This is a genomic window from Pseudomonas shirazensis, assembly GCF_050496565.1.
In the GTDB taxonomy this organism is placed as follows: Bacteria; Pseudomonadota; Gammaproteobacteria; order Pseudomonadales; family Pseudomonadaceae; genus Aquipseudomonas; species Aquipseudomonas shirazensis_A.
This window is the reverse complement of sequence record NZ_JBNWAE010000001.1, coordinates 810,641-834,607: the sequence shown is the minus strand read 5'-3', so window position 1 is coordinate 834,607 and position 23,967 is coordinate 810,641. Positions and strand designations below refer to the sequence as shown.

21 protein-coding genes are annotated in these 23,967 nt (G+C 62.5%); 11 read left to right on the top strand and 10 right to left on the bottom strand.

What is annotated here, in order from left to right; translation table 11 throughout:
• The first annotated feature begins 5 nt into the window (after window positions 1-5).
• Window positions 6-1,772, top strand: a complete 1,767-nt coding sequence (locus tag ACQZ2L_RS03785; RefSeq protein ID WP_430324710.1) for a KinB sensor domain-containing domain — start codon at window positions 6-8, stop codon at window positions 1,770-1,772.
• Window positions 1,773-1,778: 6 nt separating this feature from the next.
• Here the strand turns inward: ACQZ2L_RS03785 and ACQZ2L_RS03780 are convergent, their stop codons facing one another.
• The 7 genes from ACQZ2L_RS03780 to ACQZ2L_RS03750 form a co-directional block, all read right to left on the bottom strand.
• Window positions 1,779-3,398: an EAL domain-containing protein gene (locus ACQZ2L_RS03780; RefSeq protein WP_430324709.1), complete on the bottom strand. Its 1,620-nt coding sequence runs from the start codon at window positions 3,396-3,398 to the stop codon at window positions 1,779-1,781.
• Window positions 3,399-3,529: 131 nt separating this feature from the next.
• Window positions 3,530-4,321 (bottom strand): N-acetylmuramoyl-L-alanine amidase, encoded by a 792-nt coding sequence (locus ACQZ2L_RS03775; RefSeq protein WP_430324708.1) that lies wholly within the window; start codon window positions 4,319-4,321, stop codon window positions 3,530-3,532.
• A gap of 63 nt (window positions 4,322-4,384) precedes the next feature.
• On the bottom strand, window positions 4,385-6,394 hold the full coding sequence (locus ACQZ2L_RS03770) for a diguanylate cyclase (protein ID WP_430324707.1): 2,010 nt from the start codon (window positions 6,392-6,394) through the stop codon (window positions 4,385-4,387).
• 28 nt (window positions 6,395-6,422) lie between these two features.
• Window positions 6,423-7,277 (bottom strand): endonuclease/exonuclease/phosphatase family protein, encoded by an 855-nt coding sequence (locus ACQZ2L_RS03765; RefSeq protein ID WP_430324705.1) that lies wholly within the window; start codon window positions 7,275-7,277, stop codon window positions 6,423-6,425.
• An 11-nt stretch (window positions 7,278-7,288) separates the two neighbouring features.
• Window positions 7,289-7,924 carry a thiol:disulfide interchange protein DsbA gene (gene dsbA, locus ACQZ2L_RS03760; protein ID WP_430324703.1) on the bottom strand — a complete coding sequence of 212 codons (636 nt, stop codon included), beginning with the start codon at window positions 7,922-7,924 and terminating at the stop codon, window positions 7,289-7,291.
• Window positions 7,925-8,197: 273 nt separating this feature from the next.
• Window positions 8,198-8,815: a c-type cytochrome gene (locus tag ACQZ2L_RS03755; protein ID WP_101322703.1), complete on the bottom strand. Its 618-nt coding sequence runs from the start codon at window positions 8,813-8,815 to the stop codon at window positions 8,198-8,200.
• Between the two features lie 31 nt (window positions 8,816-8,846).
• The gene (locus tag ACQZ2L_RS03750) at window positions 8,847-9,134 is read right to left on the bottom strand and encodes a c-type cytochrome (protein WP_224785572.1); all 288 of its coding nucleotides are present in this window, start codon (window positions 9,132-9,134) and stop codon (window positions 8,847-8,849) included.
• Between the two features lie 207 nt (window positions 9,135-9,341).
• Between ACQZ2L_RS03750 and yihA the strand changes: the two genes are divergently transcribed.
• Window positions 9,342-9,974, top strand: coding sequence for a ribosome biogenesis GTP-binding protein YihA/YsxC (yihA, locus tag ACQZ2L_RS03745; protein WP_101322705.1), 633 nt, complete (start codon window positions 9,342-9,344; stop codon window positions 9,972-9,974).
• Window positions 9,975-10,545: 571 nt separating this feature from the next.
• Here yihA and polA read toward each other — a convergent pair.
• Window positions 10,546-13,320, bottom strand: a complete 2,775-nt coding sequence (gene polA / locus ACQZ2L_RS03740; protein ID WP_430324702.1) for a DNA polymerase I — start codon at window positions 13,318-13,320, stop codon at window positions 10,546-10,548.
• Between the two features lie 74 nt (window positions 13,321-13,394).
• Between polA and ACQZ2L_RS03735 the strand changes: the two genes are divergently transcribed.
• Together ACQZ2L_RS03735 and ACQZ2L_RS03730 are read left to right on the top strand one after the other, a co-directional pair.
• Window positions 13,395-13,682, top strand: coding sequence for a DUF2782 domain-containing protein (locus ACQZ2L_RS03735; protein WP_101322707.1), 288 nt, complete (start codon window positions 13,395-13,397; stop codon window positions 13,680-13,682).
• A gap of 66 nt (window positions 13,683-13,748) precedes the next feature.
• Window positions 13,749-14,699, top strand: a complete 951-nt coding sequence (locus ACQZ2L_RS03730; RefSeq protein ID WP_103435433.1) for a homoserine kinase — start codon at window positions 13,749-13,751, stop codon at window positions 14,697-14,699.
• Window positions 14,700-15,010: 311 nt separating this feature from the next.
• On the opposite strand, the gene znuA is transcribed toward ACQZ2L_RS03730, so the two are convergent.
• On the bottom strand, window positions 15,011-15,982 hold the full coding sequence (znuA, locus tag ACQZ2L_RS03725) for a zinc ABC transporter substrate-binding protein ZnuA (RefSeq protein WP_430324700.1): 972 nt from the start codon (window positions 15,980-15,982) through the stop codon (window positions 15,011-15,013).
• Between the two features lie 18 nt (window positions 15,983-16,000).
• On the opposite strand from znuA, the gene zur reads away from it, so the two are divergent.
• The 4 genes from zur (at window position 16,001) to ACQZ2L_RS03705 (ending at window position 18,866) form a co-directional block, all read left to right on the top strand.
• Window positions 16,001-16,486 carry a zinc uptake transcriptional repressor Zur gene (gene zur, locus ACQZ2L_RS03720; protein ID WP_430324699.1) on the top strand — a complete coding sequence of 162 codons (486 nt, stop codon included), beginning with the start codon at window positions 16,001-16,003 and terminating at the stop codon, window positions 16,484-16,486.
• The gene (znuC, locus tag ACQZ2L_RS03715) at window positions 16,483-17,256 is read left to right on the top strand and encodes a zinc ABC transporter ATP-binding protein ZnuC (RefSeq protein ID WP_430324698.1); all 774 of its coding nucleotides are present in this window, start codon (window positions 16,483-16,485) and stop codon (window positions 17,254-17,256) included. The genes zur and znuC overlap by 4 nt, the downstream gene beginning before the upstream one ends.
• A complete protein-coding gene (gene znuB / locus ACQZ2L_RS03710; protein ID WP_101322712.1) occupies window positions 17,249-18,031 on the top strand; it encodes a zinc ABC transporter permease subunit ZnuB in 783 nt (260 codons plus the stop codon). The genes znuC and znuB overlap by 8 nt, the downstream gene beginning before the upstream one ends.
• Before the next feature lie 127 nt (window positions 18,032-18,158).
• A complete protein-coding gene (locus ACQZ2L_RS03705; RefSeq protein ID WP_430324697.1) occupies window positions 18,159-18,866 on the top strand; it encodes a PA5502 family lipoprotein in 708 nt (235 codons plus the stop codon).
• Between the two features lie 38 nt (window positions 18,867-18,904).
• Here ACQZ2L_RS03705 and katE read toward each other — a convergent pair whose 3' ends face one another.
• Window positions 18,905-21,049 carry a catalase HPII gene (gene katE / locus ACQZ2L_RS03700; RefSeq protein ID WP_430324696.1) on the bottom strand — a complete coding sequence of 715 codons (2,145 nt, stop codon included), beginning with the start codon at window positions 21,047-21,049 and terminating at the stop codon, window positions 18,905-18,907.
• Window positions 21,050-21,272: 223 nt separating this feature from the next.
• Between katE and ACQZ2L_RS03695 the strand changes: the two genes are divergently transcribed.
• The 3 genes from ACQZ2L_RS03695 (at window position 21,273) to ACQZ2L_RS03685 (ending at window position 23,789) form a co-directional block, all read left to right on the top strand.
• Window positions 21,273-22,280, top strand: coding sequence for a methionine ABC transporter ATP-binding protein (locus tag ACQZ2L_RS03695; RefSeq protein ID WP_103435440.1), 1,008 nt, complete (start codon window positions 21,273-21,275; stop codon window positions 22,278-22,280).
• Window positions 22,280-22,951 (top strand): methionine ABC transporter permease, encoded by a 672-nt coding sequence (locus ACQZ2L_RS03690; protein ID WP_101322716.1) that lies wholly within the window; start codon window positions 22,280-22,282, stop codon window positions 22,949-22,951. The genes ACQZ2L_RS03695 and ACQZ2L_RS03690 overlap by 1 nt, the downstream gene beginning before the upstream one ends.
• Before the next feature lie 64 nt (window positions 22,952-23,015).
• Window positions 23,016-23,789, top strand: a complete 774-nt coding sequence (locus ACQZ2L_RS03685) for a MetQ/NlpA family ABC transporter substrate-binding protein (RefSeq protein ID WP_430324695.1) — start codon at window positions 23,016-23,018, stop codon at window positions 23,787-23,789.
• Window positions 23,790-23,967: the final 178 nt, after the last annotated feature.

Here is a 23,967-nt window from a genome sequence, read left to right as displayed (position 1 = left end):
GGCCCATGAAGCTGCGCGCGAGGCTCTTTCTAAGCATTTCAGCGCTGGTCACGGTGGCGCTGCTGGGCCTGCTGCTGGGCCTGGTCAGCGTTTTGCAGATGGCCTCGACTCAGCAAGCGCTGGTGCGTGACACCACCCATACGCTGGAGTTGGGCCTCAAGCTGCGGCAGAACCTCGGCGAACAGTTGATTCTGATTCTGGACGAGGACAGCGACGCCGACAGCCTCAACAACCTGCAGACCCAGTTCCAGACCTTGCTCAGCCACGGCTTGCAGGAAGGCGGCGAGAAAACCGGTTTCAGCAAGGCCAGCAGCAATTACCAGGCCTTTCTTCAGGCCTACCGGCAAACCCCCAATCCTGCCCGCAGCATGGCCACCGACAAGCCCCTCGGCGCTGCTTTCAATCAGGTCCGTACTGACTTGATCGACTCCTACAAGCAATCACTGGAGCAGATATCCCGCAGTGAAGAGGCCAGCCGTGATCGCGCGCTGCTGATCAGTGGCCTGCTCGGGCTGATGGGCTTGACTGTGCTGATCCTCGGCTTTGTCACTGCGCACAATATCGCGCGCCGCTTCGGCCTGCCGATCGAAGCCTTGGCCAAGGCCGCCGATGAAGTCGGTCAAGGCAACTTCAATGTCACCCTGCCGCTGTCCCAGGCCACCGAGCTGAACCAGCTGACCCGCCGCTTCGGGCTGATGGCAGATGCCCTGCGCAAGCATCAGGCGACCAATATCGACGAAGTTCTCGCTGGTCAGCAGCGCCTGCAAGCGGTGCTCGACAGCATTGATGATGGTTTGCTGATCATTGACCAGCAAGGCCACCTTGAGCACCTCAACCCGGTTGCCCAGCGGCAATTGGGCTGGGAAACCAGCCGCCACGGCACCAGCCTGGTCGAGGCGCTGCAACGTCCCGAGCTTGAACAACAGCTGCGCCAGGTATTACGCGGCGGCAGCCTGGACCGGCCACCGGAAGACCTGAGCATTGAAGTCGAAGACGAAACGCGCCTGCTGTCGTACAGCCTGACCCCGGTCAGCCATCCGCAAGGGCCGATTCTAGGGGCGGTGATGGTGCTGCACGACGTCACCGAGCAACGCGCCTTCGAGCGCGTGCGCAGCGAGTTCGTGCTGCGCGCCTCGCATGAGTTGCGCACCCCGGTTACCGGCATGCATATGGCCTTTGGCCTACTGCGCGAGCGGATCTCGTTCCCGCCACAGGCCCGCGAAAACGACCTGCTCGATACCATCGGCGAAGAAATGCAGCGCCTGACCCAGCTGATCAACGACCTGCTCAACTTCTCCCGCTATCAGAGTGGTTTGCAGAAGCTCGAGCTGGCCCACTGCGGTGTCGAAGAGATGCTTGAGCGGGCGCAGGCGCGCATCGCCGAGCTGACAGCGGACAAGCAGGTCGAGCTGGTGATCGAGCTTGAACAGCCATTGCCACGTATCCAGGCCGACGTTGCGCAGCTTGATCGGGTGCTGGACAACCTCCTGCACAACGCCGTGCGCCATACGCCTGATGGTGGCCGGATTCGCCTGCATGCACGGCGCCACGGCGAGCGGGTGATCATCAGCGTCGAAGACAACGGTGAGGGGATTGCCTACGGCCAGCAAGGACGGATCTTCGAACCCTTCGTTCAGGTTGGGCGCAAAAAGGGCGGGGCGGGGCTCGGGCTGGCCCTGTGCAAGGAAATCGTCCAACTGCACGGTGGGCGCATGGGGGTTATTTCACGGCCCGGCGAGGGCACCCAGTTCTACATGGCCCTGCCAGTCTGAACCCGCTCACGGCTCATCATCGATGCGCCGTGAGCGGACTCGCCGGCCGCGGGTAATCAGCTCGGCGAACTGGCGGGCGCTGAGTGGATGGGCAAACAGCCAACCCTGGCCATAGTTGACCCCCTCGCTGTTGAGCAGCAGCGCCTGATCCTCGCACTCGATGCCCTCGGCAATCACCCGCAGGTGCAGGTCGTGGGCCATGCGGATGATATGCGGTGCGACGCCACTGCTGGCGGCATCATGGCCAAGCGCGTCAATGAACGCCTTGTCGATCTTCAGGCAATCCACCGGCAGGGTCTGCAGGTAGGCCAAGCTGCAATAGCCGGTGCCAAAGTCGTCGATCAGCACCTGATGGCCAACCGCGCGCAAGGCTTGCAGGTTGTCGCGCGCCACCACCACGTCGATCAGCCCGCGCTCGGTGACCTCAAAGGCGATCTGGCTGGCCGGGACCCGGTGCAAGGCCAGTAAACGTGCCGCCACCGGCCCGATGCGCGGCACCATCACATCGCACGCGGCAAGGTTGACCGAGATGTACAGCTGGCGGTTGGCGCGCAGCAACTGGCCCAGTTGCTCCAGCACTCGCTGCAACACAAAGTCGGTGATTTCGCGGATCTGCCCGGTGTTCTCGGCCAACGGAATGAACAGGTCGGGGCTGGTCAGGCTGCCGTCCGGGCGGCGCCAGCGCACCAACGCTTCGGCGCCGACGCAGCGCCGGCTGTCCAGCTCGAAGATAGGCTGATAGAGCACCTGCAGTTCACCCCGGCGCAGTGCGTGCTGCAGCTCGGAGCTCATCGAACGACGCTGCCGAATCAGCTGCAGCACCAGCCAGCCAATGCAGCACGCCAACAACAAGCTGCCTGGAAACAGCAACCAGAGCAGGCCGTTCATCTTCAGGGGCAGGCCCACACGCGGGGCGATCAGCACCAGTTGGTAGTCCGGCGACTTGGTCGGCATGCTGTAGATCAGCCGGTCGCTTTGCTCGAACAATGACTGGCCCGAAGGCGGCGGCCATTCGGCCAGCGGTGGCCAGGGCTGGGCCGGGCCCAGTACGGGGATCGCCCGGCTGCCATGATCAAGCACTACCAACAAGCTGCCACCCGGTGGCAGATCGACCACATCGGTCAGATGCCCGCGCGAGGTCGACACCAGAAACTTACCCCGGCCAAGCATCAACGCGGCCAGGTTTTCATCAGGTTCGGTGGTGGTGTTGAGCCAGTAGCTGTAGGTGGGCCCGCGGATATCCGGTGGGCGCAGCGGCTGCATGGCGCTTTCCTTGCCACGGCTGGAGCAGAGCACGTTGCCGTCCAGGTAAGCGGTTTCGTAGATGAAGCGCGAGCTCAGGCTGACCTGCTGCAACGCCGCCAGCATGCGCCCGTCGCAGCCGCGCAAGGGCAGCGCCTGCAGCTGGTCGACGCCCTCGCGCAGTTGCCCAAATACCTGCTCCAGACGCTCGAGAAACCGCTCGCCCTGGGCGTTCATCTGCGCGCTTTCGCTTTCTTTCATCTGTTGCAGGGCAACGCCAACGCTGCCGGCAATCAACAGGACGGCGCTGGCCAGGGCCGCGAATGCGGCCAGCAGCCAGGGACGGTGGAAAATTTGGCGCAACCCATCGAGAAAGGTCGGCATCGCACTCATCCAGTTGATTACCAAAGGTATAGCAACGGATCGGCTAATCAGCATGGCCGTCTGGCGTATTACTCACGGCTGCCAGCCACGCACTGCTCAGCGAGCACGCTCCGGCAGTCGCTGCAGCAGCTTCAGCGCATCTGATTGAGTACTTGCAGCATGGCCGCAGTTTGCGCGTCTGGTTGCCCGTCAAAGCGCTGCGGGCGGAAGCGCATCTGGAACGCCGCGATCACGTGCCGGGTAGCGACATCCAGCTCGCCGGTCTGCTCGATGGCATAGCCAAACCGTGCCAGCTGCTGCTGATACCAGTTGATGCTGGGTGGATTGACCGCAAAGAAGCCCTGCTGACGCGCCACTGCGTTGGCATCAGGCCAGATGCCGATGCCTGCATCCGCCAGGCGCTTCCATGGGAACAGCGGGCCTGGATCGAGCTTGCGCAGCGGTGCGATGTCACTGTGGCCAATGATGTAACGAGGTTTGATGTTGTTACGTTTGACGATGTCCTTGAGCAAGGCGATCAACGACTGCACCTGCGCCTCGCTGTAGGGATACCAGACGCGGCCGTTGGGCGTGTCATCGAAACCGGGATTGACGATTTCGATACCGATCGAGGTCGAGTTGAGCCAGGTTCGTCCATCCCACTGACTGTCGCCGGCATGCCAGGCGCGGCGGCTTTCGTCGACCAACTGATACACCGTGGCCGGGCCGTCGCCAATCAGGTAATGGCTGCTGACTTCGCCCTTGGTGAGCAGTGCGAGCGAGCGCTCCAGCGAAGCATTGGTGTAATGCAGCACGACGAACTGGATGCGTTCGTCCTGGTTGGCGGAGGTGTGGCTGCGGTCAATGCGCAGCCCCGAGCTACAGCCGGTCAGAGCCAGAACGAGCAGGGCGGTAAGGAGAGTTTTCATCGGCAGGGAACACATATCAGCAGCTACGAAGTTGCTACAGTATAACGTGCTCCCTGCCCACTGTTTGTAGGAAACCGCTTAGCCCTGCTCCACCCGATTTCGCCCCAGATCCTTGGCCCGGTACAACGCCGTGTCGGCACGCTTGAGCACCTGGTCGCCACGCTCGCCCGTGCGAAAGGCGCTGATACCAATGGAGGTAGTGATCACTACCCGCTCGCCCTTGAAGTGGAACGGGCAGGCTTCGATGGCCGCGCGCAGGGCCTCAGCCACCTGCAAGCCGGCTGCGGGCGAGGTCTGCGGCAGCAATACAACGAATTCCTCGCCGCCAAACCGGGCAATGAAGTCGCGCCCGCGCAGGCGCTTGCGCAACTGGTCGGCGACGATCTTAAGGACCTTGTCCCCGGCCAGGTGGCCGTAGCCATCGTTGATCCGCTTGAAATGGTCGAGGTCGAGGATGGCCATCAGCAGGTGACCGCCATTTTCCTGCCAGTCGAGTACTTCGCGCTCGACCTGCTCGGACCAGGCCGCGCGGTTGGGCAGCCCGGTCAACGGGTCGATCAGGGCTTTCTGGCGTTGCTCTTCAAGGTGCTCGCGATAGCCCAGCGCTTCCTGCTCCATGTTCGCCACACGCTCAGCCAGGCCGTGCAGGCGCCCAGCCAACTCCTGTTCGCGGCGGTCACGTTCCTGCTGATGGTCGTCGATGGTGACCAGCAAGCCTTCAAGGCGATTGTCGAGGACATGCTTGAGGCTGTTGAGGTCAGCTGCGCCCTGAACACTGCTTTGCAGGCCATCGACCTGCTCACGCAGCTGGGTGTCGAGTTCGCGGGCCGCCGTGGAGTTGTCGGCATGCCCGGCACTGGCTTCGTGCAGATGGCTCTGGAAGGTTTCCAGACGCTCGTTCAGCTGCTGCAGGTAGGCTTCGAACTCGTGCTGACCGCTGTCGGTGATGGCCAGCATCAATACGGCCAGGTCATCCAGCACCGGGATCAACTCGTACCAGTTCAAGCCACGTGCAACCCGCTCGCGCATTTCCAGCGCCTGCGCCTTGTGCCGCTCGGGCAGGCTGAGGTCATCGAGCAGGCCGATCAAGGTCTGCTCGATGTGCAAAGCTACCTGGCTGTAGGGCGGCTCGACGGCGTCAGGCAAAGCGTAGGGGCCGTCGTCGTCGACTGGCTCGGCATCCACCTCGGGCGCCTCGCTCGGCACCAGCTCGTCGGGCTCGACCTCGGCCAATGCTGGCTGCTGCGGTTCGCCGGGCTGTTCGTCACTCTCGGCGACCGATGTCAGCGGCTCTACCAGCGCAGGCCCTGGCGACGCGGGCTCTACGGGTTGTACTTGCACGATTTCAGTGAGTGCCGGCTGAACACCTTGCTCAACGATTGTCGGGAGGACATCTGCTGCGCGTACCGGGATGACCGGCTCAGGAGCTGCTGGAGCCTGTACTTGGTCCGGCACGACGGGCGGCTGGGCCTCACTGGCGAGGACCGGCAGAGCCTGCACTTCAGCAACCGGCACATTCGGCGCGGGGCTGCTCGGCTCCGGCGCATCCGCGCGCGGCTCGCTGTCGCCCTTGCCGAACAAGCGTTGCAGAAAACCCGGGCGATGCTCATCGTCCTGATTTTGCAGCGAACTCAGCGCTTTGCCCTGCAGGCCACTGAGCTCACCCAGCAACGGCGGCAGTTCGCGTGACTGGCCAACGCCGCCGTCGAGCTTTTTCGCCAGTTTTTTCAGCGGCCGGGCAACTTCGCCAGGCAGCGGCAGACTCTGCAACTGGCTAACCAGTGCTGTCAGCGCGTCGCTGACCTGATTCATGCGGGTTTCGCGCCGCTGCTCGGAGTCGAGTACGGTTTTTTCCAGGCGTGGGATCAGGTTGGCCAGGCCGGCGTCCATGTTGTCGCTGCGGATGACCTCGCGCATTTCCTTCATGCACTGGTCCACCGCCTTGTCGCTACCCTCAGCCGCCAGGGTGCTGCGCACCAGGCCACGACGCAGCAGGTCGAGGCGGGCGTCCCAACGACGCTCGAGCTTTTCCTGCTGTTCGATGCTTTTGAGGTATTTTTCTTTCCAACGCTCTGCGTCGTCTGTCATGCCCGGATCCACTGCGCGGTGATGGCAATTAGCTCAAGACGGGCAGGGTATCCACAGTCAATGCGTCAGGCAATCGAATCTCGACCGCAACTGGGAGGTGATCGGAAATTGGCTGGGCCAATACCTCGACACGCTCCAGCGTCAGGCTCGGGCTGAGCAGAATATGATCAAGGCAGCGCTGCGGGCGCCAACTGGGGAAGGTCGCTTCGACCTGTGGTGCAATCAGCCCCAGGTCACGCAGTGGCGAGGTTTGCAGCAGGTCGTTGGCGTGGGTGTTCATGTCACCCATCAACACCTGGTGACGATAGCCGCCTATCAGCTCGCGGATGTAGCTGAGCTGCATCGCACGGGTCTTGGCACCGAGGGCCAGGTGCATCATGACCACTATCAGCGCATCTTCACCCTCGCCGAAGCGCACCAGAATTGCACCACGACCGGCGGGGCCGGGCAGCGGATGATCTTCCAGATGCGTCGGTTTGAGCCGACTGAGGACGCCATTGCTGTGCTGGGCAAAACGCCCCAGGTTGCGATTGAGCTGCTGATACCAGTAAGGGAACGCCCCCAACTGCGCCAGATGCTCGACCTGATTGACGTAGCCCGAGCGCATGCTGCCGCCATCGACCTCCTGCAAGGCCACCAGGTCGAAGTCGCTGATCAGCGCGCCGATCTTCTGCAGGTTGCCGGCCCGCCCGGTGTGCGGCAGCAGGTGCTGCCAGCTGCGGGTCAGATAATGGCGGTAGCGCTCGGTACTGATACCAACCTGGATATTGAAACTGAGCAGGCGCAGGCGACCATCTTCCGGCAGGCCGGGTGCCTGCAGGTGATGCTCGTTGACCTGCGGCTGATGCAGGCCAACGCCTCGGGTGGTTCGCACGCGAGCCATGGGTTCGCCGCTTACTTAGCGGCGCGCTCCTTGGCGATCAGCTGGTCGGCGACGTTGAGTACGCCGTCCGGCCCACCGGCGGTGCCGAGGTCAAAGCGGTATTTGCCGTTGACGATCATGCTTGGAACACCAGTGATTTCGTACTTCTTCGCCAGTTCTTTGGCCTGTTTGACCTGGCCTTTGATGGCGAAGGAGTTGAAGGTGGCAAGGAACTTGTCTTTGTCGACGCCCTGAGTGGCGAGGAACTCGGCCATCTCTTCAGGATCGGTCAGGCGCTTGTGCTGGTTCTGGATCGCATCGAACACTGCGGCGTGAACCTTGTGCTCTACGCCCATGGCTTCGAGGGTCAGGAACATCTGGCCGTGTGCATCCCACGGGCCGCCAAACATGGCTGGAATACGTTTGAAATTGACATCGGCAGGCAGCTTTTCAGCCCACGGATTGATCACCGGCTCGAAGTGATAGCAGTGCGGGCAGCCATACCAGAACAGCTCGACGACTTCGATCTTGCCTGGCTGGGAGACTGCAACCGGGTTGCTCAGCTCGATATATTCTTTACCCGCAGTAGCCGTGTCGGCTGCCTGAACGGCGGTGATACCGAAAACGCTGGCGGCGACCAGCGCAGCGCTGAGAATCAGTTTACGCATGCATTACTCCTGAGCATTCAGAGGTCACCTCGACGCGACCTCAACTAAGACCGGCCGGGAAGGGTGCGAGTTCGATAGTGTAACGGCAACAGACGAAAAAAAGGGCAGCCAAGGCGTAATGCATCAGCCGAGCCCGCCAACACCGCCGCCCCCTGTGTAGGAGCGGCCTTGTGTCGCGATGGGCTGCAAAGCAGCCCCTAACTCTACCGACTGGCACCAACCCAGCCACCCTTCATCATTTACCAATCAATCATTAACTGAAGGTTAAAAACCTCAGTGCAGCCCCTGAATATAACTGGCCAATGCCTCGACATCCTTGTTGCTCAGCTTGCTGGCGATGCTGCGCATGGTCATCGCATCACCGTCGTTGGTGCGATTGCCTTCACGGAAGTCGGTCAGCTGCTTGCTGATGTACTGAGCATGCTGGCCACTCAGATGCGGGAAACCTGCCAGGGCGATGCCGGCGCCATCGGGCGAGTGGCAGCCGGTACAGGCGGGCATGCCCTTGCTCAGGTCGCCGCCATTGAACAGCGCACGCCCGCGCTCGACCAGCTTCGGATCGGCTGCGCCGACGCTGCCCTTTTGGCTAGCGAAGTAGCTGGCGATGTCGGCCAGGTCCTGGTCATTAAACGGTTCGAGCATGCCGGTCATTTCCAGCACCACGCGCTTGCCGGTCTTGATGTCGTGCAGTTGTTTTTCCAGGTAGCGTTCGCCCTGGCCGGCGAGTTTCGGGAAGTTAGGCGCCAGGCTGTTGCCGTCGGGGTTGTGGCAGGCACCACAGACGGCGGTTTTCGCCTGGCCGGCGGCGGCATCGCCTTTGATAGGGTCCGCAGCACTTGCCGCACCTGCAACCCCCATGGTCAACAGCAGACTCACGAATAGTTTGTTCATCAGCTAATCCAACACGGCTAAGGGTGAAATGTTATGTATCGGGACTGCCGCTCATCCAAAGGATGACCAAACGGTAGTCCTCGGTACTGCAGTCCATGCACAATCCACGCGGCGGCATAGCCTTGAAACCCTTGTTAACATGCGCCACCAGTACCTCCATACCCTGCGCCAGCCTTGGCTCCCAGGCCGCCACGTCACCCTTCATCGGGGCCTGTGGCAGTTGTCCGGCGTGACAGGCAGCACAGCTGCGGTTGTACAACGCCTCGGGATCCTGTGTAGCCTGTGCACTGAAAAACGGTAGGAACATACCAACAGCCATTAGCCATTGCGCCTTGCGTAACGACCTTTCAGGGTTGGGGGCCGCGCTGCGTTCTAATGCGCGAGCTATTGTTCGACACCCCATGTGCGCCTCCTTCGCTGGGAGAATGCACACACAAAAACTGGGGCATTATATACTTCCGCGATCCAAACGGAAACGACACTGCTTGCCGAGCCTGGCTCAGGCAACACCCACATCGGATATCCCATGCAAGTCAAGAACCCCATCCTCGGCCTCTGCCAGAAAGCCACCTTCGCCCTTAGCGCCGCCAAGGTCGATCAATGCCCGGAAGACCAGGGTTACGAGGTGGCTTTCGCCGGCCGTTCCAACGCCGGTAAATCCAGCGCCCTCAACACCCTGACCCATGCCAGCCTGGCGCGGACCTCGAAAACCCCAGGCCGCACGCAGCTGTTGAACTTCTTCAGTCTGGACGATGAACGGCGTTTGGTCGACTTGCCGGGCTACGGTTATGCCAAGGTGCCGATCCCGCTCAAGCAGCACTGGCAGCGCCACCTGGAAGCCTACCTGGGCGGCCGTGAGTGCCTGCGCGGGATCATTTTGATGATGGACGTGCGCCATCCGATGACCGACTTCGACAAGATGATGCTGGACTGGGCCAAGGCCAGCGGCATGCCCATGCACATCCTGCTGACCAAGGCCGACAAGCTCACCTACGGCGCAGCGAAGAACACCCTGCTGAAAATCCAGGCAGAAATCCGCAAGGGCTGGGGCGATACCGCCTCTATCCAGTTGTTCTCGGCGCCCAAGCGCCAGGGCCTGGAAGAAGCCTACGTGGTCCTGGCCGGCTGGATGGAACTGGAAGACAAGCCTGTCGAGTAAGCGCTGACGCGAGGATGCTGTTAGCGGCAAATTGCCGCTGCAGCCAAATCGCAGGCAAAAAAAACCCCGGACTTCGTATGGGGAGGGGGAAGTTCGGGGTTCAAGTCCGGACCGTTAGGGCGGGGTCCAGATATTCTGCCAACACTTAACACAACATAGGAGCATCGAACGGCTTCACCAGCCATTCAGATACTCTGAGTCCTGCTTCACTGGTTTAGTTCCTCAGCGCTTGCAATAATTTGCGCTAAGAGGCAGCCCTTTCAAGGTTTCTGCATTTTTCTCTGGCTTGAGATCGCTGGGGCCGCTTCGCAGCCCTTTCGCGACACAAGGCCGCTCCTACAGGACGGCGTACGCCGTGATTTTTGCTCTATACGCGAAAACCTCTGCACGGCACCGTCCGTGTAGGAGCGGCCTTGTGTCGCGAAAGGGCCGCGCAGCGGCCCCAGCAGGCTCAAGTCGAGACGAATTCCGAAGACCTTGAAAGGGATGGCGCTAAGAGGGGCTGCCCAGCCCGCAAAAATGCCAAAGCCAACGCGGGTCCACGGATAGCCGCAGACCCCGCGCAGACGCCTTAGTGCGCCTCGTCCCAGTTATTTCCGACCCCCACCTCGACCAGCAATGGCACGTCCAGCTGGGCCGCGTCGCTCATGTGCGGGCGGATCTCGGCCTTGATCTGCTCGACCAGGTCTTCACGCACTTCCAGCACCAGTTCATCGTGTACCTGCAGGATCACCCGTGCATCCAGACCGCTGCTGCTCAGCCAGTTATCCACAGCGACCATGGCGCGCTTGATGATGTCGGCGGCAGTGCCTTGCATCGGGGCGTTGATCGCGGTGCGCTCGGCGCCTTTGCGCAGGGCCTGGTTCTTCGCGTTGATATCCGGCAGGTACAGGCGACGACCGAAGAAGGTTTCGACATAGCCTTGCTCGGCAGCTTGGGCCCTAGTGCGCTCCATGTAGGCGAGCACGCCGGGGTAGCGGGTGAAGTAGCGGTCGATGTAGTCCTGCGACTGTTTACGGTCGACGCCAAGCTGCTTGGCCAGGCCAAAGGCGCTCATGCCATAGATCAGGCCGAAGTTGATCGCCTTGGCGCTGCGGCGTTGGTCGGTGGTGACGGCAGCAAGGTCGACGCCGAATACTTCGGCCGCAGTCGCCCGGTGCACGTCCAGGTCGTTGCGGAAAGCATGCAGCAGGCCTTCATCCTTGGCCAGGTGGGCCATGATCCGTAATTCGATTTGCGAGTAGTCGGCCGCAAGCAATTTGTAACCGGGGCTGGCGATGAACGCCTGCCGAATCCGCCGGCCTTCTGCGGTGCGGATCGGGATGTTCTGCAGGTTCGGATCACTCGACGACAGGCGACCGGTGGCCGCCACCGCCTGCTGATACGAAGTATGGATCCGGCCGGTGCGCGGGTTGATCTGATGCGGCAGCTTGTCGGTGTAGGTGCTCTTGAGCTTGCTCAGCGAGCGGTACTGCATCAGCACCTTGGGCAGCGGATAGTCCTGCTCGGCCAACTCGGCCAGCACCGCCTCGGCGGTAGACGCCTGGCCTTTGCTGGTCTTGCTCAGGATCGGCATGCCCAGCTTGTCGTAGAGGATCACGCCGAGTTGCTTGGGCGAGCCGAGGTTGAACTCTTCCCCGGCCAATTCATACGCCTCGCGCTCCAGTTCAGCCATTTTCAGGCCGAGCTCGCCGCTCTGGATCGCCAGCAGGTTGGCATCGACCAGCGCGCCCTGGCGCTCGATCCGCGCCAGCACCGGCACCAGCGGCATCTCGATGTCCATCAGTACCGGCTGCACGCTTGGGGTTTTCGCCAGGTGCGCCTGCAAAGCCTGATGCAGGCGCAGGGTGATGTCGGCGTCTTCCGCGGCGTAAGGGCCGGCCTTGTCCAGAGGGATCTGGTTGAAGGTCAGCTGCTTGGCGCCCTTGCCGGCGATCTGCTCGAAGGTGATGGTGGTGTGATCGAGGTACTTCTGCGCCAGGCTGTCCATGTCATGGCGGGTAGCATTGGAGTTGAGCACGTAGGATTCGAGCATGGTGTCGTAGGCGACACCCCGCATGTCGATGCCATTGGCCTGATCGCCGCCAATTGCGCAGTTGGCCAGAATGTTGATGTCGTACTTGGCGTTCTGGCCGATCTTGCCTTTGTGCGGGTCTTCCAGCAGCGGCTTGAGCGCCAGCAATACCTGGTCACGGTCGAGCTGGGCCGGTGCGCCTTCGTAATCATGGGTCAGCGGCACATAAGCGGCCACATGCGGTTCGACTGCGAACGACACGCCAACCAGCTGCGCCTTTTGCGCGTCCAGCCCGGTGGTCTCGGTGTCGAAGGCAAACAGCGGCGCCTGGCGCAGTTTTTCCAGCCAGGCATCGAAGCTGGCCTGATCGAGGATGGTCTCGTACTGCGGTTCGACCTTGGCCTGCGGCGCTTCTGCTACCGGCGCCGGCGCCAGCTCGTCGCCAACCTTTGCCGCGTCACGCTGCACATCGGCAATCCAGCTCTTGAACTCCATTTCGGCATACAGCGCCAGCAGCGCGTCGCGATCCGGCTCGGCGCAAACCAGCGCATCGACTTCGATATCCAGCGGCACATCAATTTTGATGGTAGCCAGCTCATACGACATGAACGCCGCATCGCGGTGCTCCTCGAGCTTGGCAGGCAGGCTCTTGGCGCCGCGAATCGGTAGTGCCGGGATCTTGTCGAGGTTGGCGTAGACGTCTTTCAAGCCACCGCCGATGCCGGTCAGCAGGCCGACCGCAGTCTTTTCGCCAACGCCGGGCACACCGGGGATGTTGTCGACCTTGTCGCCCATCAGCGCCAGGAAGTCGATGATGTGCTCAGGGCCGACGCCGAACTTCTCGTGCACACCGGCAATGTCCATGACGCTGCCGGTCATGGTGTTGACCAGGGTGATGTGGCCGTCGACCAACTGGGCCATGTCCTTGTCGCCGGTCGAGATGATCACCGGGCGCCCGGCCGCCGCACTGCTGCGGGCCAGGGTGCCGATGACGTCATCGGCTTCGACCCCTTCCACGCACAACAGCGGATAGCCCAGCGCCTTGACGCTGGCATGCAACGGCTCGACCTGCACCCGCAGGTCGCTCGGCATGCTAGGCCGGTTGGCCTTGTAATCGGCGAACAGGGCGTCGCGGAAGGTCCCGCCCTTGGCATCGAAGACCACCGCGAACAGGCTGTCCGGATACTGCCGGCGCAGGCTCTTGAGCATGTTCAGCACGCCCTTGACCGCACCGGTGGGCATACCCTTGGAGGTGGTCAGCGGCGGCAGCGCGTGAAAGGCGCGATACAGGTAGGACGAACCGTCCACCAGGACGAGGGGAGCTAGGCTCATGAGCAGAATCAACCTTTTCGACGGGTCCGGCGCTAGAATAGCCAGATCAATGACGACAAAGGGACAAGGTTATCATGCGGACACTCAATCGCCTGTTACTGCTCGGCCTTCTGGCAACCATGCCGATCGTCTCCCAGGCGGCGGACGACGCCCCATCGGCTGATCCCGATGTGACCATTCGCACGGAAGGCGATAAAACCATTCAGGAATACCGGCAAAACGGCTTCCTGTATGCGATCAAAGTCACGCCGAAAGGCGGCAAGCCTTATTTTCTGGTACGCGCCGACGGTTCGGATGGCAATTTCATCCGCTCCGACCAGCCGGACATGCTGATTCCATCGTGGAAGATCTTCGAGTGGTAATCTGACGCGTACCGTCACATCAACCTGGCACTTCCCGGCGGAAGTGCCCGCATGGGCAACTTTTTCATGTCAGTTTTCACCCCTGTGTCCCGGCCCGAGCTGGAAACCTTTCTGGCGCCGTATCAGCTGGGCCGTCTGCTCGACTTCCAGGGCATCGCCGCCGGTACCGAGAACAGCAACTTCTTCGTCAGCATGGAGCAGGGTGAGTTTGTCCTGACCCTGATCGAACGCGGTCCGGCCGAAGACATGCCGTTTTTCATCGACCTGCTGGATGTGCTGCACCAGGCCGACATGCCAGTGCCCTACGCCCTGCGCGACCGCGATGGCCATGGCCTGCGTGAGTTGTGCGGCAAGCCCGCGCTGCTGCAACCACGGCTGAACGGCAAGCATGTGATGGCGCCGAACAACCAGCACTGCGCCCAGGTTGGCGAGCTGCAGGCGCATATCCATCTCGCGACCCGCGAGCAGATCCTCGAGCGCAAGACCGACCGTGGCCTGGACTGGATGCTGGAGTCGGGTGCCGAGCTGTTGTCGCACCTGAGCGAGCAGCAGCAGGCCCTGCTGCAGCCGACCCTGGCTGACATCGCCGCGCACAAGGCGCAGATCCTGGCGCTGCCACGGGCCAACCTGCACGCCGATTTGTTCCGCGACAACGTGATGTTCGAAGGCACCCACCTGACCGGCTTGATCGACTTCTACAACGCATGCTCGGGGCCGATGCTGTATGACATCGCCATCACCGTGAACGACTGGTGCCTGGACGAAGCCGCAGGGATCAACCTGCCGCGCGCACAGGCCTTGCTTGGTGCCTATGCCGCGCTGCGCCCGTTCACTGCGGCCGAAGCCGAGCTGTGGCCGCTGATGCTGCGTGTGGCCTGTGTGCGCTTCTGGCTGTCGCGGCTGATCGCCGCCGAGCAGTTCGCCGGGATGGACGTCACCATCCACGACCCACGCGAGTTCGAAGTGCGCCTGGCCCAACGTCAGCACATCGACCTGAAGCTGCCGTTCGCGCTCTGAGCCAGCTGAGCCCGCTCCTACATTTGTCCGCGTATGCCCCTGCTGCGCGCCGTCTGTAGGAGCGGCCTTGCCGGGGCGCCGGACCGGTCGGATAGGGCCGCAAAGCGGCCCCAAACTTTCAGCTCCGCCGCCAGCATCGCCGGGCCAGCTGCGCTGGCCTTTCGCGACGCAAGGCCGCTCCTACATTTGTCCGCGTATGCCCCCTGCCGCGCGCCGTCTGTAGGAGCGGCCTTGCCGGGGCGCCGGACCGGTCGGAAAGGGGCGCGTAGCGGCCCCAGCATTTTTACGGGCAGCATAGATGGAGGCAACTGCTAGAGCTGTTCCAGGCAGCCGGCCAGGCCGTTCGCGAGGTTTTCCAGCAAGCGCTCGTAGCCTTTGCTGTCAACCGGCTCGGTGCCGCCCAGCGCATCCAGCTCAGCCAGCCGCACCGGCAGCCCTGCGGTCAGGGTTTCGGCCAGCCGTGGGCGCAGCGGCGGTTCGCTGAAGACGCAGGTCTTGCCCACTTCCTGCAAGCGCTTGCGCATCGCGGCCACATGCTGGGCCCCCGGCTGCACCTCCGAAGCCACGCTGAACACGCCGGTGTGCTTGAGGCCGTAAGCCGATTCGAAGTAATCGAACGCCTCGTGAAAGACGAAGTACGGCTTGTCGGCAATGCCCGCCACACGGGTCTTGATCCGCTGATCAAGTGCATCCAGGCGCGTATCGAAGGCCTTGAGATTGCTCTGATAACGCGCCGCGTTGGCCGGGTCGAGCTTGCTCAGGTCGCCTGCCATCTGCCCGGCAATTACCCGCGCATTGACCGACGACAGCCACAGGTGCGCATCCAGGCTACCGGGGCGGTGGTCATGATCATGCTCGTCGTGGTCAGCTTCATCATGACCGGCCTCATCATGGGAATGGCTGTCTTCGCCAAAATGACGCAGGTGCATGCCTTTGAGCGACTGTACCGCCACGGTCTGCTTGCTGCGGCTGCCGAGCACCCGCGGCAAGAAGCTCTCCATGTCCGGGCCGATCCAGTACAGCAGGTCGGCATCGGCCACGCGCCGTACGTCGGACGGACGCAGCGCATAGTGGTGCGGCGAAGCGCCCGGCGGCAGCAGCACTTCGGGGCTGCCGACACCGTCCTGAACGGCTGCAGCGATCTGTTGCAGCGGCTTGATACTGGTCAGTACGCGGACTTCGGCATGGGCAGAGCCGGCAAGCAAAGCGACAAAAAGCACAAGGAAACGGGGCACGGTGAATACTCGTCGTGTCAGAAACAGGTAACATAATAACGTCTCCATTAAGAACCGTCGCCGCCCATGTCGATCACCCCGCTGGCTCACCGCCCACATGACCATTCCCATTGCGTGCACAGTGCGCTGGCTGAAGCCGACGCCATCTGCGTGCGTCAGGGCCTGCGTTTGACTGCCCTGCGCAAGCGGGTGCTGGAGCTGGTGTGGCAGAGCCACAAGCCGCTGGGCGCCTACGACATACTTGCCGTGCTGAGCGAGCAGGATGGCCGCCGCGCGGCGCCGCCGACCGTTTATCGGGCGCTGGACTTCCTCCTCGAGAACGGCCTGGTGCACCGCATCGCCTCGCTCAACGCCTTCATCGGCTGCAGCCACCCGGAGCACGCCCATCAGGGCCAGTTTCTGATCTGCCGCGAGTGCCATATCGCCATCGAGCTTGAGCAGGACAGCATCAGCGGCGCGATCATCGCCAGCGCCGATGCGGTCGGTTTCAAGGTTGAAACCCAAACCGTGGAAGTAGTCGGCCTGTGCGGCAACTGCCGAGGCGCGGCATGAGCGACGCCCTGATCCGCCTTGAACAAGTCGGCGTCAGCTTTGCCGGCGAAGCCGTACTGGACAACATCGACCTGGCGGTTGCGCCAGGCCAGATCGTCACGCTGATCGGCCCCAACGGTGCCGGCAAGACCACCTTGGTGCGGGCCGTGCTCGGCCTGCTCAAGCCGCATCGCGGCAGCGTCTGGCGCAAGCCCAAGCTGCGTATCGGCTACATGCCGCAAAAGATCCAGGTCGACCCGACCCTGCCACTGTCGGTACTTCGCTTCCTGCGTCTGGTGCCCGGAGTAGACCGTGCCGCAGCTCTGGCGGCGTTGCAGGAAGTCGGCGCCGAGCAGGTCATCGACAGCCCGCTGCAGACCGTTTCCGGTGGCGAGATGCAACGCGTGCTGCTGGCCCGGGCTCTGCTGCGCAAGCCGCAACTGCTGGTGCTCGATGAACCGGTACAAGGCGTCGATGTGGCAGGGCAGTCCGAGCTGTACAGCTTGATCACACGCCTGCGCGACCGTTACGGCTGCGGCGTGCTGATGGTCTCCCACGACCTGCACCTGGTGATGAGCACCACCGATCAGGTGGTCTGCCTGAACCGCCATGTGTGCTGCTCCGGCCACCCCGAGCAAGTCAGCGGCGACCCGGCCTTTGTTGAGCTGTTCGGCCAGAACGCCCCGAGCCTGGCCATCTATCACCATCACCACGACCACAGCCACGACCTGCACGGCGCAGTTGTCACCCCTGGCGCCCATGTTCACGGAGAGCACTGCAAGCATGGCTGATTTTCTTCTTTACGCCCTGCTGGCCGGTTTGTCCCTGGCAGTTGTTGCAGGTCCGCTGGGCTCATTCGTGGTCTGGCGGCGGATGGCCTATTTTGGCGACACGTTGTCGCACGCAGCCTTGCTCGGCGTTGCCCTGGGCTTCGTGCTGGATGTCAGCCCGGCGTTGGCGGTGACCGTCGGCTGCCTGCTGCTGGCGATCCTGCTGGTGACGCTGCAGCAGCGCCAGCCGCTGGCGTCGGATACGCTGCTGGGGATTCTTGCCCCAAGTACCTTGTCGCTGGGCCTGGTGGTACTGAGCTTCATGCACGACGTGCGCATCGACCTGATGGCCTATCTGTTTGGCGACTTGCTGGCGATCAGCCCGACTGACCTCGGTTGGATCATCGGCGGCAGTGCGGCCGTGCTGCTGTTGCTCGCCGCGCTCTGGCGGCCACTGCTGGCGGTGACCGTGCATGAAGAGCTGGCCACCGTCGAAGGCCTGCCGGTAGCAGCGCTGCGCCTGACCCTGATGCTGCTGATCGCCGTGGTGATTGCGGTAGCGATGAAGATCGTCGGCGTGCTGCTGATCACCTCGCTGCTGATCATCCCGGCCGCCGCCGCCCAGCGCCACGCGCGCTCGCCCGAGCAGATGGCGCTGGGTGCCAGCCTGCTCGGTGTGGTGGCGGTGTGTGGCGGGCTGGCAATGTCCTGGTTCAAGGACACGCCGGCCGGGCCATCGATCGTGGTCTGCGCAGCAGTGCTATTCTTGCTGAGCCTGGCCCTGCCCAAACGCTGAGACACGGGTCGCACTTTGGCGCATGTCGCAACCAATGCGCGGGTAAAGGGTCTGTAAGACTTGTTTTCGAGCGTGCGCACCTGGGTGTAGACTTGCTCGCTTTTTGCGCAAATAGAGAGTCGCAGGAATGAAGCCGTTCGCCTCCCGTTATCTGCTTGTTGCCGTGTTGTCGCTGGGCCTGGCCGCGTGTACCAGCGCCCCGGTCGAACAGCCGAGCGTGCCTGCCCAGGCCGACCCATGGGCCGAGCTGCAGCAGAACATCGCCAGCAACGAACTGGCCACTGCTGAAGATCAACTGACCGCCCTGCAAGCTCAGGCGCCGGAAGACCCGCGCGTGGAGCAAAACCAGCGCCAGCTGGCCGAAGCCTACCTGCAGCGCAGCCAGATCGTTCTGCAAAAAGGTGATGTGAATGCCGCCGCAACCGCGCTGGCGAGGGCCCGCGCCTTGATGCCACAAGCGCCGGCGCTGGCCGCCGGGGATGCCGTGGCCCATGCGCGCAAAGCCGAGCTGGACCGTGCCGAAGCTGCCTTGAAGGCCGCTGAAGCCAAGCCCAAGGCGCGCGTGATCGACCCCACTGCACCGAGCACCGTGATCGCCCTGAAAACCACAGACAGCCGCGCCCTGCGCCGGCAGCTGGATGACATCGCCGCAGACGTGGTCAGTTATCAGTGTGAAGTGGTGTTCCAGGTGCCACGCAAAGACGACGCGCCGTGGCTGAAAACGCTGCTGGGCAAGCGCGTACACAAGCTCGACAGTGGCTATGAGCTCAACCAGCGCCACGAAATCCAGCGCTCATTGCCTGCTCAGGTCGTGCTGGTACCGCATCAGCGTTGAAATAAAACCCCGGCAGGCGAGCCTGCCGGGGAGATCAATCAAGCCGGAATGGCTTCTGCAGCAGCTTCGCGCTCCCACACCCGATGCGCTTCGACCGCTTTGACGAAGGCATCGATCGCCTTCTGATCATTACCAAGCAACAAGCCCTTGTCTTCGGCCAGGCCAAGTTTGTCGACCAACGCCTTGCCGTCTTTGGCAAAGGCGATTGCCTTCAGGTGCTTGTACGCTTCCAGCAGGAAGTGCTTGGCCAGACCGCTCTGCCCCAGCGCATCAATTGCAGCCTTGCCGGCCGGCACCAGCACGCCATCGAACATGATCGACGGCATGCCTTCCATCGACGCATCCACCGCCAGGCTGGAACCATCGGCCGCTTTTACTGGCGCCGAGGTTGGGCCCAGCAGCATTGGCCTGGCGCTGTGCGCCTCAAGTGCCTTGACCAGACGATCGACGTCCGCCGCATCCACACCATCAGCCAGCAACAGGGCAATCTTGCGGCCCTTGATACCCACGCTGCCCGGGTGATTGAGCTGGCTCAGTGCTGGCGACTCGGCCAGGCTCGAACCTTTGACCTGCACGGTGCCTTTGCTCGGCGCCGGCAGGCCAAGGTTGGCCGCTACCGCCGCAGCCAGCTTCAGGTCGATGTTGGCGAGGATCTCGTTGACCTGACGGGCACGGATGTATTCCCGCTCGACCTTGCCCAGCTCGAAACTGTAGGCCTTGATGATGTGCTGCTGCTCGTTCGGGCTCATGCTGTGGAAGAACAACCGAGCCTGTGAGAAGTGATCGCCGAACGATTCGCTGCGCTCGCGAACCTTGCGTGCATCGATCCGCTCCTGATAGCTGTCGAAGCCACCGTCTTCAGGCGCTGCCGGGGTTTCCTTCGGCCAGCCGCCATCGATGCTGTTCGGCTCGTAGGATGCTCGACCCTTGTTGATTTCCATGCGGTGCATGCCATCGCGCTGGCCGTTGTGGTTGTGCGCGATCGGGCGGTTGATCGGAATTTCATGGAAGTTAGGCCCACCGAGGCGGCTGATCTGCGTATCGGTGTAGGAGAACAGACGGCCCTGCAGCAGCGGGTCGTTGGTGAAGTCGATGCCCGGCACGATGTGGCCAGGGCAGAAGGCAATCTGCTCGACCTCGGCAAAGAAGTTGTCGGGGTTGCGGTTAAGCACCATCTTGCCCAGCGGCGTTACCGGCACCAGCTCTTCTGGGATGATCTTGGTCGGGTCGAGCAGGTCAAAGTCGAACTTGTGCTCGTCGGCCTCTGGCACGATCTGCACGCCCAGTTCCCACTCAGGGTAGTCGCCGGTTTCAATCGCTTCGGAGAGGTCGCGACGATGGAAGTCGGTGTCCTTGCCGGCCAGTTTCTGCGCCTCGTCCCACAGCACCGAGTGCACGCCCTGTTTCGGCTTCCAGTGGAACTTGACGAAGCTGGCCACGCCTTCGGCGTTGATCAGGCGGAAGGTGTGCACGCCAAAGCCTTCCATCATCCGCAGGCTGCGCGGGATGGCCCGGTCGGACATCGCCCAGATGACCATGTGCGCCGACTCCGGCACCAGCGAGACGAAGTCCCAGAAGGTGTCATGGGCCGAACCGCCGGTAGGCATTTCATTGTGTGGTTCAGGTTTCACCGCATGGACGAAGTCGGGGAACTTGATCGCATCCTGAATGAAGAACACCGGCATGTTGTTGCCGACCAGATCGAAGTTGCCTTCGTCGGTGTAGAACTTCACGGCGAAGCCGCGCACGTCGCGCACCGTATCACCGGAGCCGCGTGGGCCCTGCACGGTGGAGAAACGCACGAACACCGGAGTGATCTTCTCCGGGTCCTGGAGGAACCCAGCCTTGGTCAGAGCGGCATGCTTGCCGTAGCTCTGGAAGTAACCATGGGCGCCAGTGCCACGGGCATGGACGATGCGCTCAGGGATGCGCTCATGGTCAAAGTGAGTGATCTTTTCGCGCATGATGAAGTCTTCGAGCAACGACGGCCCGCGCGCACCGGCCTTGAGGGTGTTCTGGTTGTCAGCGATCTTCACGCCCTGATTGGTCCGCAGCGCCTCGCCGGTAGCGTCGCTACGGAAGGCTTCCAGACTCTGCAGTTTGGCGTTGGTGTTGGCACGGTCCGGGGTGTCGGTACCGGCCATCTCACTCTGTTTCGGGGTATCCGGGTGCTTGCGCGACATGTCGGCTCTCCTCATCGGTCTTCAGGGCGGCCCATTCGGGCTCGTTAGCTAGTGACTGATGGCCACGCGCATGCGTTCAATCCAGTTGCCGACCGTCGCGTTATGTCGGTTGGATTGGACCAATACGAAATAAATGCTAAGAAGACCTAGGGGAAAAGGCTAAAATGCGCGCCCCGGCTAACCGCCAGACCCTATTTCCATTGCGCCCCACAAGGTTCGCTCAGTGATCGAGTTTCAACATGTGCACAAGACCTACCGCGTCGCCGGTAGGGACATCCCCGCCCTGAACCCGACCAGCCTGACCATAGAAAATGGCCAGGTGTTCGGCCTCATCGGCCATTCCGGCGCCGGCAAGAGCACCTTGCTGCGCCTGATCAACCGCCTTGAAGCGCCCAGCGGTGGCAAGATCATCGTCGACGGCGAAGACGTCACCGGCTTCGATGCCAATCAGCTGCGGCGCTTCCGCCAGCAGGTCGGGATGATCTTCCAGCACTTCAACCTGCTGGCTTCCAAGACCGTGGCCGACAACGTGGCGCTGCCGCTGACCCTGGCCGGTGAGCTGTCGCGCAGCGAAATCGACCAGCGCGTCACCGAGCTGCTGGCGCGGGTCGGTTTGTCCGATCACGCCAAAAAATATCCGGCGCAGCTGTCCGGCGGGCAGAAGCAACGTGTCGGCATCGCCCGCGCGCTGTCGACCCGGCCGAAGATTCTGCTGTGCGACGAGGCCACCAGCGCCCTTGACCCGCAGACCACCGCCTCGGTCCTGCAACTGCTGGCCGAGATCAACCGCGAGCTGAAGCTGACCATCGTCCTGATCACCCACGAAATGGACGTGATCCGCCGGGTCTGCGACCGCGTGGCGGTAATGGACGCCGGCCTGATCGTCGAGCAAGGCACGGTTGCCGAGGTGTTCCTGCACCCGCAGCACCCGACCACCAAGCGCTTCGTGCAGGAAGACGAGCAGGTCGACGAAGGCGAACAGCGCGACGACTTTGCCCACGTGCCAGGGCGCATCGTGCGATTGACCTTCCAGGGCGATGCCACCTACGCACCGCTGCTCGGCACTGTCGCCCGCGAAACCGGGGTCGACTACAGCATCCTCGCCGGGCGTATCGACCGCATCAAGGACGTGCCTTACGGGCAATTGACCCTGGCCGTTACCGGCGGCGACATGCAAGCCGCGTTCGATCGTTTCAGCGCAGCTGATGTGCATATGGAGGTACTGCGTTGATGGACGCTTTGAATTTCTTCGCCAATGTCGACTGGGCCGAAATCTGGCTGGCCACCATCGACACCATGATCATGCTGTTCGGCTCGCTGTTCTTCACCGTGCTGCTGGGCCTGCCGCTGGGCGTGCTGCTGTTCCTGTGCGGGCCGCGGCAGATGTTCGAACAGAAGGGCCTGTATGCGCTGCTGTCGCTGGTGGTGAACATCCTGCGCTCGTTACCGTTCATCATCCTGCTGATCGTGATGATCCCGTTCACCGTACTCATCACCGGCACCTCGCTGGGCGTCGCCGGGGCCATCCCGCCACTGGTGGTCGGTGCCACACCGTTCTTCGCCCGCCTGGTCGAGACCGCGCTGCGTGAAGTTGACCGCGGCATCATCGAAGCGACCCAGTCGATGGGCGCAACCACCCGCCAGATCATCACCAACGCGCTGCTGCCCGAGGCGCGCCCGGGCATCTTCGCGGCGATTACCGTGACCGCGATCACCCTGGTGTCGTACACCGCCATGGCTGGTGTGGTCGGTGCCGGTGGCCTCGGCGACCTGGCGATCCGCTTTGGTTATCAGCGTTTCCAGACCGACGTAATGGTGGTCACCGTAGTGATGTTGCTGATCCTGGTTCAAGTTCTGCAAAGCGTCGGCGACAAACTGGTCGTGCATTTTTCCCGTAAGTAACCCCAATGGGGTCGGCCAGGCCGACCCGTTCGGGGGCCGTCGCGGCCCTCACAAGGAGTGTTTGATGAAAAAACTGCTTGCTGTTGTTGCCGCTGTGGCGGCTTTTTCGGCCCACGCCGCCGAGACCATCACCGTCGCTGCCAGCCCGGTGCCGCACGCCGAGATCCTCGAGTTCGTCAAACCGGTGCTGGCCAAAGAGGGCGTCGACCTCAAGGTCAAGGTCTTCACTGACTACGTGCAGCCGAACGTGCAGGTTGCCGAGAAGCGCCTGGATGCCAACTTCTTCCAGCATCAGCCGTACCTGGATGAGTTCAACAAGGCCAAGGGCACCAACCTGGTCAGCGTTGCCGGCGTGCACCTAGAGCCGCTGGGCGCTTACTCGAGCAAGCTGAAGAAGCTCGACGAGCTGCCGTCCGGCGCTACCGTGGTCATCCCCAACGATGCCACCAACGGCGGCCGCGCGCTGCTGCTGCTGGACAAGGCCGGTGTGATCAGCCTGAAGGACAAGGGCAACATCCTGTCGACTGTGAAAGACATCACCACCAACAGCAAAAACCTCAAGTTCCGCGAGCTGGAAGCGGCCACCATTCCGCGTGTGCTGACCCAGGTCGATCTGGCCCTGATCAACACCAACTACGCGCTGGAAGCCAAGCTTGATCCGTCCAAGGATGCCCTGGTGATCGAAGGCAGCGACTCGCCTTACGTCAACATCCTGGTGGCACGCCCAGACAACAAGGACTCGGACGCAATGAAGAAGCTGGTTGCAGCGCTGCATTCGCCTGAAGTCAAAGCATTCATCACCGAGAAGTACAAAGGCGCGGTACTGCCAGCGTTCTAAGCTGTAGACCTACGCGTCCTTTTCGCGGGCAAGCCCGCTCCCACAGGGTTCGATGTGATCCTTGTGGGAGCGGGCTTGCCCGCGAAGCTTTTTGAGCTGGCTAAAACTGCCAGTTTTTCGGTCCAGCTCAGCATCCTGTGTGGGGCTTGCCGGAACGCCGGACCGCCGCGAAGCTTTT